This window comes from Streptomyces sp. NPDC059455 (assembly GCF_042750115.1).
GTDB classification, from domain to species: Bacteria; Actinomycetota; Actinomycetes; order Streptomycetales; family Streptomycetaceae; genus Streptomyces; species Streptomyces endocoffeicus.
On sequence record NZ_JBHYVB010000094.1, the window covers coordinates 21,490 to 28,308 of the forward strand.

The 6,819-nt window shown below is 74.9% G+C and carries 6 protein-coding genes; 5 read left to right on the top strand and 1 reads right to left on the bottom strand.

Translation table 11 applies throughout. From position 1 onward, the window contains the following. The first annotated feature begins 140 nt into the window (after positions 1-140). From ACFXB5_RS29375 to ACFXB5_RS29390, 4 genes are read left to right on the top strand one after another with little or no spacing between them, the layout of a single operon-like run. A complete protein-coding gene (locus tag ACFXB5_RS29375) occupies positions 141-1,142 on the top strand; it encodes a UbiA family prenyltransferase (protein ID WP_385213158.1) in 1,002 nt (333 codons plus the stop codon). Between the two features lie 33 nt (positions 1,143-1,175). Next, complete coding sequence (locus ACFXB5_RS29380) at positions 1,176-2,930, top strand: prenyltransferase/squalene oxidase repeat-containing protein (RefSeq protein ID WP_385213161.1); 1,755 nt, start codon at positions 1,176-1,178, stop codon at positions 2,928-2,930. After that, on the top strand, positions 2,927-4,231 hold the full coding sequence (locus ACFXB5_RS29385) for an FAD-dependent oxidoreductase (RefSeq protein ID WP_385213164.1): 1,305 nt from the start codon (positions 2,927-2,929) through the stop codon (positions 4,229-4,231). Before ACFXB5_RS29380 ends, ACFXB5_RS29385 begins: the two co-directional genes overlap by 4 nt. 12 nt (positions 4,232-4,243) lie before the next feature. Further along, a complete protein-coding gene (locus tag ACFXB5_RS29390) occupies positions 4,244-5,107 on the top strand; it encodes a TauD/TfdA dioxygenase family protein (protein ID WP_385213167.1) in 864 nt (287 codons plus the stop codon). A gap of 34 nt (positions 5,108-5,141) precedes the next feature. Here the strand turns inward: ACFXB5_RS29390 and ACFXB5_RS29395 are convergent, their stop codons facing one another. Further along, on the bottom strand, positions 5,142-6,017 hold the full coding sequence (locus ACFXB5_RS29395) for a lytic polysaccharide monooxygenase (protein ID WP_385213171.1): 876 nt from the start codon (positions 6,015-6,017) through the stop codon (positions 5,142-5,144). 195 nt (positions 6,018-6,212) lie between these two features. On the opposite strand from ACFXB5_RS29395, the gene ACFXB5_RS29400 reads away from it, so the two are divergent. Next, positions 6,213-6,662, top strand: coding sequence for a spore-associated protein A (locus ACFXB5_RS29400; RefSeq protein WP_385213173.1), 450 nt, complete (start codon positions 6,213-6,215; stop codon positions 6,660-6,662). The last annotated feature ends 157 nt before the right edge of the window (positions 6,663-6,819 follow it).

A 6,819-nucleotide genomic window follows, 5' to 3' on the forward strand; every position in this document is an offset into this window, starting at 1 on the left:
GCGCCCCCCGGCGGCGGGGCGCCCGCCCCCCCCCCGGCCCCCCCCCCCAAATTGCTTCTTGCACCCCCGCCCCCGCCCGGGGCCCCCCCCCCCCCCGGGGCCGCTGGCCGATCTGTCGGTCAGCCGGGACCGGTGACGCCGTGGCGGCCCCACGCACCGCGCTCCTGGCCCATCTGCAGACCTGGCGCCCGTACACCCTCTGGTACCCCGGGCTGGTCGGGCTCGCCGGAGCCACGCTCGCCGGAGCGCACCCCACCACGGGGCAGCTGATGGTGGCCTGGGCCGCGCCGACCCTCGGGTGGGTCGCCGGCCACTATCTCGGCGACTACTACGACCGTGACCTCGACGCGCTCAGCAAGCCCCAACGGCCCATCCCCTCGGGGCGGTTGAGCCCACGCGCGGCCGTGGCCGCGGGCATCGGCTGCATCGTGGCCGTCGCCGCGCTGGCCCTGTGGGCGAACTGGCGCGCCGTGGCCGTGGCCGCCGCCGCCATGGCGGGCATCGTGGCGTACAGCCGGGTCCTCAAGGGGCGGGGCCTGCCGGGCAATCTCATCCGCGGCGTGCTGACCGCGCTCACCGTGCTCTTCGGCGCGATGGCCGTCCAGCCGTGGCCACCATGGCGGGCGCTGCCCTTCGCGCTGGTGTTCCTGGCCCATGACACCGCGTCCAACCTCGTCGGCACCCTCCGCGACGTCGACGGCGACCGCGAGGGCGGCTACGCCACCGTGCCGGTGCGCCGGGGCCTCCGCCGCGCCACCCACACCGCCGCCGCGCTGTATCTGGCCGCCGTGGCCGTGGCCTGCGCCGCCACCGGGCTGGTGCCCAGGGACACGGCCGGGTATCTCGTACTGCTGTCGGCGGCGGCGCTGTGCGGCGCGGGCGCCTTCGGGCTGCTGCTGCGGTCACCGGGGCACCTCGCCCCCGCGCTGGCGCTGCGCGCCCACGCCGTCCTCGTCGCCGAACGCCTGGTGCTGGCCGCGGCGGTGGTGGCCGCGGGCGCCGGGGCGGCACCCGCCCTGGCGCTGCTGACGCCGCTCCTCGCGGTCAGCGTCATCACCCAGAGCCGGATGCGATCCCGCCACGAGTTCCCCGCGCCGCCCCTGGCCGACGGCGGGCCCACCCTCCCCGATCCCCGCCCCTGAGACGGCGCGCCACCAGCAGAAGGGTCCGATCGCATGCCCGCTTCCGCCTTGACCGAGAGCGTCGGCACGGCCGTCACCACGGGTGCCGAGGCACTCCTCGCCCACCGCCGCGACGACGGCGCCTTCGTCTTCGGCGCGCACCATGCCTCCCCGCTGAACACCGCCGGAGCCCTCACCGCACTGCACTTCGCCGACCCCGAGGGCTCGGCGGAGACCATCGAACGCGGTGTCACCTGGCTGTGCGAGACCCAGCGGGACGACGGCGGCTGGGCGATGCGCTCGGTGCCCACCGAACCCCTCACCACCGCGCTCGCCGCCGCGGCGCTCCAACTGCTCGCGCCCCGCCGGGCGGCGTCGGCCGTACGCGCGGCACGGGCCCGGTTCGAGGAGCTCGGCGGCTCCGCGGCCGTCCCGGAACCCGCGATGACCGCCCTCATCCGCCAGTTCCACACCTTCGCCGGCCTGCCCCACGAGGGCGCCCAGCGCCGACTCCCCCTGGAACTGCTGCTCTTCCCCGGCCTCAGCCGTCGGCTGCTGAGCCTGCGGCTGCCGATCTACGCGAGCCAGGCCCTCGCCCAGTCCGCCCACCGCCGCCGCGGCCCGGCCGGCCGCGCCCTGGACCGGCTGGCCCGGCCGAGGGCCCTGGCCATCGTCCGTGACGCGTACGAACGCGAGGGCGCCACCGGCGGATTCAGCACCGACCCCTGGCTCACCGGACTCATCTGCCTGGGCCTCGCCCGCTCCGGCCAGGCGCCCGGCCTGGTGAGCGCCGCCGCCCGCTGGCTCCGCTCGGCGGCCAACCCCGACGGCTCCTGGGATCTGATGCCCCTCGATGTGACCTGGACGAACTTCGCCACCGCCGCGCTGATCGAGGCCGGTCACGCCGACGACCCCCAGCTGATCGGCACCCGTGAGATGCTCCACCGCCACCAGCAGCCCGAGCCGTTCGACGCGCTCGGCTGCCCGGCCGGCTACTGGGGGTTCTCCAGCCCGCGCAGCTGGCCGATGGCCCTGGAGACGGGCGAGTCCAGCGCCATCCTGCTGCGGCTGCCCGGCGGCGCGGACGACCGCCATGTGCGCGCCGGGCTGGCGTGGCTGACCGCCACCCAGGACGCGGCCGGATCCTGGAGCCTCGCCGTACGGAACAGCAAACCCGGCGGCTTCGGGCCCTGCCCCCAGATGACCGCCAAGGTTGTGGGCGCCCTGCTCGACTCCGGGGCCGGGGCCGACGACCCGCGCGTGGTCAGGGCCGTGCGCTGGCTGGTCGGCCGGCAGCGCCCCGACGGCTCGTACGAGGCCATGTGGTACCGCGGCGGCACCCCCGGCACCGCCGCGGCACTGGAGGCGCTCAGCCGGGCGGGCCGCACCGAGGAACACCACCGGGCGGCGACCCGGGCCAGGGACTGGCTGCTGCGCACCCGGCACCCCGACGGCTCGTGGAGTACGGGGGAGCGCACCGGGCCGGGCACCCCCCGGCGGGGCACCGTCGAGGAGACCGCCTGGGCGCTGCGCGGGCTGCTCGCCGCCGGGCTGAGCCCCACCGACCCGGCCCTCGCGGCGGCGGCCCGCTGGCTCGTCGACGCCCAGCGGGCGGACGGCGGTTGGACCCCGGCGCCGGTCAACGAGTACATCCGCGGCTGTGCGCGCTACGCCGACGACGGCATCGCGGCGGGCCTGGCGGTGCGGGCCCTCGCCCACTACCGCTCGGCGGAGGCCGCGGAGGTTGTGGAAGCCGCTCGTGGAACTGGCACCCGCGGAACCGGCACTGGCGAAGGAGGCAGCCGATGAACCCCGATGTGCTGGTGTGCGGGGCGGGCGTCGGCGGTCTCGCGGCGGCCCGCGCGCTCGGCGGCCTCGGACTGGATGTCCTGGTGGTCGACAAGCAGCCGAGGATCCGCCCGATCGCCAAGGGCGAGGTGCTCCAGCCGGGCGCGCTGCGCCTGCTGCGCTCCTGGGGCGTGGAGAAGCGGCTCGACGCCCAGGGAGCGGTCCGGCTCGGACGGCTGGTCGTCCGCGATCCGCGCGGCACCGCGCTGATGTCCCTCGACTACGGCCAACTGCCCGCCCCCGACCAGTGGTTGCTGGCCCATGACCACACGGCCATCCTCGCCGCCCTGGCCGAGAGCCTCGGACCGGGTGTGGAACTGCGCCGGGGTGTGCGCGCGGAGGCGCCACTGCGCGACGACTCCGGCCGGATCACCGGACTGCGGCTGGCCGAGGGCGGCAGGGCCCACGAGGAGCGGGCCCCGCTCGTGGTCGCCGCCGACGGCATCTCCTCACGGCTGCGGTCCTGGGCGGGCATCGAGGCCCAGCGGGTCGACTACCCGCACCGGCTGGTCTCCTTCGACATCGGTGACGCCGACGCGGCGGCGCGGGCCGACGACTTCTCCGCGTATGTCACCGACCGGGGGCTGCGGCTGCTCTATCCGCTGCCGGGCGGCCGGCTGCGGCTGTACCTCCAGGCCGGGCCCGATGAGCTGCGCGGCGTCACGGCACGCGGAGAGCTGGCCGGCTGGGCGGCCAGGGCGCTGTCCCAGGTGCCCGCCCTGGAGCCGCTGACCGCGCCCCTGCTCGCGCATCTCGACAGCCGCCAGACGCTGCCCGTCGGACGGCTGCTGTCGCCCCGGCTGGCCGGCCACGGCCTCGCGCTGGTCGGCGAGGCCGCGTACGCCGTCCATCCGATGGCCGCGCAGGGCATGAACACCGCCATCACCAGCGCCGGTGCCCTCGCCGAGCGGCTGTCGGGCCATCTGGAGCGCACGGGCGAGATGTCGGCCGCGGCGGTGGACGGCGCGCTGCGCGACTACCACGACCGGCAGTTGCCCCTGCTCGCCCAGGCGGCCACGACCAGCGGCAACGCGGCGCGGATGGTGACCGATCTGTCGTGGCGCGGCCGGGTCCTGGGCCGCCGGGCCATCCGTCACACCGGCGCCAACCCCCGGCTGCTGCACACCGTCACCCACAACATGTCGGGCCTCGGCCCGCGCCCGCTGACCCTGCTGGACCGGCTGCAGCAGCTCGGTCTTCTCCCCGATCCGCGCGCCCACCGAGTGCCGACCGCACCGGCCGGCCGACCGCAACCCATGTGAGGACGGTTTCCCATGCCCACTCCCGAACTGGTCGTGACCCCCGTCTCCGGAGCGCTCGGCGCGGAGATCCGCGGTGTCGATCTGACCGAGCTCACCGACGAACTCTTCGAGCGGATCCATGAGTTGCTGCTCAAGCACCTCGTGATCTTCTTCCCGGACCAGGAACACCTCACCCCGGAGGCGCATATCGCCCTGGGACGGCGGCTGGGAGAGCTGGAGGTCCATCCGTTCCTGCCGAAGGTCGACGGCCACCCCGAAATCGTCGTGCTGGACGCGGACCAGGGCGCCAAGGCCGACGAGTGGCATATCGACGTCACCTTCCAGCCCAATCCGCCGGTCGCCTCGATCCTCCATCTTCAGGTGTGCCCCGCCTCCGGAGGCGACACCATGTGGAGCAACCAGTACCTGGTCTACGAGACGCTCTCCGAGCCGATGCGCGAACTCCTCGACGGCCTCACCGCCGTCCACGTCCTCAACACCCCGCAGACCGGTGAGCACTCCGCCGAACACCCGGTGGTGCGGATCCACCCCGAGACCGGCATGCGCTCGCTGTACGTGACGCGGATGTGGACCTCGCACATCCCGCAGCTCAGCCGCCCGGAGAGCGACGCCCTGCTCCAGTACCTCTTCGAGCACTCCGAGTCGCCCCGGTTCAACTGCCGCTACCACTGGCAGCCCGGCGCCGTCGCGATGTGGGACAACCGCGCCACCCAGCACCTGGCCGTCAACGACTACACCGAGCCGCGCAGGGGGCAGCGGGTGACCGTCCTCGGCGACCAGCCCACCGGCGACACCCCGCGCTGGAAGGAGTACCGGCCCGCGCCCGACGAGCGCTACTACCCGCGCCACGTCACGGCCCGGCACGGCTACCGGTGACGGCCTATCAGGCCTGCCGGTCCCGCCAGGCCCGTCAGCGGCTCGGGCGTCGCCGTCGTACGGTGGCTGCGACACCCGCGCCGAGCACCAGCACGGACGCGCCACCGGCGAGCAGCACCGGAGTGGTGTTGCCGTCACCCTCGTCGGCGGCGGAGGAGGCGGCCCGGGCGGGCGTGGCGGCGGCACGGGACGGCTCCGTGGGCTCCGTGGCGGACTGAGCCGGCGGGGCGGCGGCCTCGGACGACGGGGCCGCGCCCGACGAGCCCTTCGCCGGGGCCCTCAACACCACATCGGAGCAGGAGTAGTAGGTGTCCGGGGTGCTGGTGTTCCGCCAGATCGTGTAGAGCAGCTGACGGCCGCTCCGGTCGGCGGGCAGCGTGGCCTTGATGTGGTACGCGTCGTCCACCAGCGCGGGGTCCTTGGCCGTGGCGAACGGCTTCGCCTCCAGATCGGACCACTTCAGCGGCCGCGTCGGGTCGTAGCCCTCCTTGGTGAGATACAGCTCGAAGGTCCCCGTGTGCGGGATGGTCGACCGGTAGCTGAGCGTGAGATCCGCCCCGGCCGACAGCCGCGTCGAAGGCCAGTCGGCGCGCGGCAGGTCCAGACCCCGGTACGCCTCCAGGCCCCCGCTGCACAGCTTTCCGTCCGGGACCCGTTCCCGGTCCTTGCCCGCCACCCCCGCGATCCGCAGATTGTCCCAGTCCGCGGCCTCCGGGCCGTTGGCGGCTTGGGCCGCCCGGCACGCCGCCGACCGCGCCGCGCCCCCGCCCTCGGGGGAGCAGGCGAACGTCCGGCTCACCGGGTCCGTCGGCGCCCCGTGCGCCTGCGCGGGCGGAGCGGCCAGCGCCGTGAACAGACAGGGGAGGGCCCCGAGAAGAGCGCCCACGGCGGCGGTGCGGTAAGAGATCATCCGGTGCGGCCCTCCGGGTCGGTGCGGCGACGGGCGGCTCGCCCGTCCCGGGGAGTACGGGAAGCCCGGTCCGTGCGTTCAACGGGCCGCCGGAAGCCGTGTCATGACGGCGTACAACCATCCACCATCTCCATATGTCTCCCTAGGCAGACGCAAACAGCGCCTACGCCCATGAAGAATCATTAAGGGGGACAAATGAATCTTTCTCGCCGTATGGCCGCCACCGCGGTCCTTGCCGCCACCGCCATCGCGGGCACCGTGGCCCTGACGCCCCAGGCGTCCGCCGCCGCCACGGCCTCGTACAACGGGGTGTGCGGCAGCGGGTACAAGGTGGTGAACTCGGCGCCCATCGGCTCCAAGGGCACCGTCTTCCTCACCTACAACTCCGCCAAGGGCAAGAACTGCGTGGTCACGGTCCGGAACGCCACGGGCAAGCCGGTTCCCATGTTCGCCTACCTGTACGTTCAGGGCGCCGACGAGTCGGCCGAGGACGGCGGCGCGTACACCTCGTACGCGGGCCCGGTGTACGGCGACGGGCGCGGCAAGTGCGTGGACTGGGCCGGGGGCATCGACAACCAGTCCACCTGGACCTACGGATCGAACTGCGGATCCCTGAAGGCCTACCGCGTGACCAAGGGCTGGTAAGCCCCAAGCCACACGGTCGGCAGAGCCGACGGGGGAACACACGGGGGAGCGGCGGGGCCCGCCCGGCGGGGGGGGCGCCGCCCCGCGGCGGCGGGGGGGGCGCCCCGCGAGGGGGGTGGGCCGCCGGGCGGCGGAGCGCGCCCGGGGGGGGGCGGCG